Origin of the sequence: Synechococcus sp. R70.1 (genome assembly GCF_047461675.1) — a bacterium.
Classification (GTDB): domain Bacteria; phylum Cyanobacteriota; class Cyanobacteriia; order Thermostichales; family Thermostichaceae; genus Thermostichus.
The window spans coordinates 1-3,204 of record NZ_JANSHR010000067.1 but is presented as its reverse complement, the minus strand read 5'-3'; the positions used below and the strand labels follow the sequence as shown (position 1 = coordinate 3,204).

Below are 3,204 nucleotides of genomic sequence, written 5' to 3'. Positions count from 1 at the left end.
CTGGGCTGAGCAAGGGATCAAAACCGTTTTGGTCGTTATGCCGTGGTCACCCAATGAGCACAAGCAAAAGATCCGTGTGGAGGCTCTCGAAGCGGGGATAGCAACTCAGTTTATGATCCCTGGCGCTGATTCCTACAAAGCCCTAAACGTCGTCCTAGGCCTTCTGTGCAAGGCAGCATGGCAGCCCGTACTCCTGGAACCCCTCGACCATCCTGAACGCCATGAGCTGATCATCGGCTTCGATGTGGGAACCGATCGACAGCTGTACTACGGAGCCTCTGCCTTCGCTGTTCTTGCTGATGGGCAGAGCTTAGGTTGGGAGCTCCCTGCTGTGCAAAGAGGAGAAACCTTCTCTGGTGATGCAATTTATCAGACTGTGTCCAAGCTTGTCAATAAGTTTTATAAAAGGCTCAGTCGATATCCCACCAAGGTTCTCTTAATGAGGGATGGTTTAGTGCAGGAAGGTGAATTTGGAAAGACAATTGAGGAGTTAGAAAAAGAAAAGATTGCTGTGGATGTTGTCGGAATACGCAAAAGCGGTACAGAAAGGATGGGGATAGAGGAAGAAGGTAAGTACAAAGACGCCAAAATAGGTACTGTTGTTTTCGACCGCTCGCGAAAGTCGTTTACTCTGGTCACAAGCCAGCCCATTAGCAGGGAAGGCACGGGCTCCATTGGTAGCGCAAGACCCCTGCGAGTTGTCCACGAATATGGCAGTACGCCTTTGGAGATCTTGGCCCTGCAGACTTACCACCTTTCCCAGCTTCATCCTGCCAGTGGATTCCAAGCCTGTAGGCTTCCCTGGGTACTTCATTTTGCTGACAAGAGCGGCAAGGAGTTCCAGAACCTCGGCAGCAACATCTTCAGTGTCCTGCAAAACATAGATCGCCAGAAATTGATTGCCGTCTAGCAGGGTAGGGGGTTCTTCCCTGTGGGCCCTGCTAGGATGGGGAAGGGTTTGAGATGCCAACTATGTTTACTCACAACGAGGTCTGGAAGACCTTTCTGAGCAACCCTGTTGTCTTCTGCGGGGGCTTTCTCAGCGGCCTGCTGCGTTTGGATGTAAGGCAGGATCCGCTGCGCAGTTGGCTAGAGTCGCAGGGCTTGAGGGTGGAGGATCCACCTGCCTCCACGCAAGGACCTCAGTCTATTGCCATTGAGTAGGCATGGAGACAGGAGAGAGCCTCCCCATTCAGCAAAGTCGGCCAAGGTGAGCTGATGCCCCCCGGACAATCTGTAAGAAGGTGGCGACGGCAGGGATCCCTCTATGGCTATCTGGGCGGGGTTGTGCTTTTGCTTGCGGGGCTAGTTGGCTTACCCTCAGCAGATTTGGCTTTGGCCCAAGCGGCGCTCATTTCCTCGAGAGGCTCTGACCAGGATCCCCAGCTTTGGCTGGAGCGCTACAACGCTGCTTTGAAGCAACTGCCCCCTTTGCCCAACTTGCAGTACCGCCAGCAGGTGCGGGTTGAGGGATCCCAGACCTTTACAGCCACCCTGGATGTGCTCCGCCGCCGCGACGGCAGTTGGCAGGCTTGGGTAGCCGAAGGGGATCGCGTCCGCCTGTTGGATTCGCGGCAACTGGAAGCGGTGAACCAATCGGACTTACTCAGGCTGTATTCGGTGTACGTGAGCCGGCCCGAAGCGCTCCTGCCCTCCGTAAACTTTCACTTAGAGGCTGATCCCACCCGCTACCACGTCTTCTCCTCAGAACGGGCGGATCTGGCGGGATCCCCTGTCCAGCACTTGCGCCTGGAACCCCTTCAGAAAGGCCAGGTGCGGGAGCTGTGGCTAGATCCGGAGTCGGGGCTGCCGCGGCAGGTGCTCTTGTTTTTGTCAGGGGTGTGGGGACAGGCCTACGTCCTCATGGGGTTTACGGCAGTGCCCGCGCCCGAGGGAGGCCTTCGCTATTGGCTGCCGGAGAGCACCCGCATCAACCTGAGCTATGGGTTTTGGACGCTGGAGGGCCTGACCCGCCGCGTGCTCAGGGGATCCCTTGCCATCCGGCACGACTACCAGGACTATCGCATCTTGCCGGAAGGAGTGCAGTTGCGCTTTTTGCCCTCGCAGCCGCCGCTGGATGCGCCGCCAGTGGTGGCCGGCCTGCCGGAAAGCGCGCCCCAACTGGAGCTGGGGGATGTGCAGGTCTTGGGGGTGGATGAGCAGGGGAACCAGCAGTTTAGAATTGGCCTGGGCAGACGCACTGCTGCAGAGACCCCCTTGGAAGACCGCATCGCCGCCTTTAACCTCACCCGACCGGCCAGCCGCAATGCCCTCACCCAGATCGATACCGTGGCCTTTTTGTCTTTGGGGAGCAGTCAGTTGCCCATCTATCTCTTTCAATTCGACACGGGTCGTCCTCTCTATCCCCTGCAAGGGGTGGGGCAGCCGCGGGTGGATCCCAATGAGGTCTTCGATCCCAGGCCGCCGGCCATCAAGCTCTTTGGAGATTAGGTGGGGAAACCCCAGGGAGCGCTGTTGGGAGGGGCTAGAATAGCCCTGGGATCCGGAGGAGAAGCAAGGCGTGATCAAACCCTACTCTGCCCATTTGTTGACCCCCGACTTTCGCCTCAGTCTGGCAGTGCTAGTTTTGGCAGTGCCGCTGTTTTGGCTTTCGCTTTGGGCAGGGCTGGCCATGGGATTGTTTGGCCTGTTTTTGCTGGTGCAGACTTGTCTTATCGGGCTGGCCTTTACCCGCACAGCCCTGCAAGTCTACAGCGGCTCCCGGCGCATCCGCGAGTTCCCCTACAGCGAATGGCAGGATTGGCAGATTTTCTGGCGACCTGTACCCATTCTCTTCTTCTTCCGGGAAAGCCGAGGCATCCACTTTCTGCCAATGCTCTTTAACCCAGTTGAGCTGCGACTTTGCCTAGAGGAGCACGTGGGACATCTGCACGCCCAGAGATCCCCTTTTCGCGGCGTGGGCCGATGAGCAGTTCGGAGGGCTGGGTTTGGCAAGAGCAAGGGGGGTGGCGGTGGTTGCGGTGTCAGCTCTTGGCGGACTGGCCGCATGCTTTTGGGTGCCGGCGCAGCTCCTTCTATCAACCGGCTGAACTGGCTGAGCAGCTGCGGCTGACCCCCGAACGGGCAGCTTGGGGCCACCAGGTCCACGGCTGTCAGTGGATGTGGGCCGATGCCCTCACCACGATCCCGGCAGGGAAAGCAGAAAGCAGGGTTCAGCGTCCTGCAGTCGATGCCGTAATTGCC

General features: G+C 58.1%; 3 protein-coding genes and 2 pseudogenes. All 5 read left to right on the top strand.

Annotated elements, in window-relative coordinates; all coding sequences use genetic code 11:
• A pseudogene (locus NW807_RS08145) lies at positions 1-910 on the top strand (hypothetical protein); the annotation flags it as partial.
• Between the two features lie 53 nt (positions 911-963).
• A complete protein-coding gene (locus NW807_RS08140; protein ID WP_414405478.1) occupies positions 964-1,164 on the top strand; it encodes a hypothetical protein in 201 nt (66 codons plus the stop codon).
• Between the two features lie 54 nt (positions 1,165-1,218).
• Positions 1,219-2,451: a hypothetical protein gene (locus NW807_RS08135; protein ID WP_414425793.1), complete on the top strand. Its 1,233-nt coding sequence runs from the start codon at positions 1,219-1,221 to the stop codon at positions 2,449-2,451.
• Between the two features lie 70 nt (positions 2,452-2,521).
• Positions 2,522-2,929 carry a DUF3119 family protein gene (locus NW807_RS08130; RefSeq protein ID WP_414393224.1) on the top strand — a complete coding sequence of 136 codons (408 nt, stop codon included), beginning with the start codon at positions 2,522-2,524 and terminating at the stop codon, positions 2,927-2,929.
• Positions 2,926-3,204, top strand: a pseudogene (locus NW807_RS08125) (hypothetical protein); the annotation flags it as partial. The gene NW807_RS08130 and the pseudogene NW807_RS08125, both read left to right, overlap by 4 nt.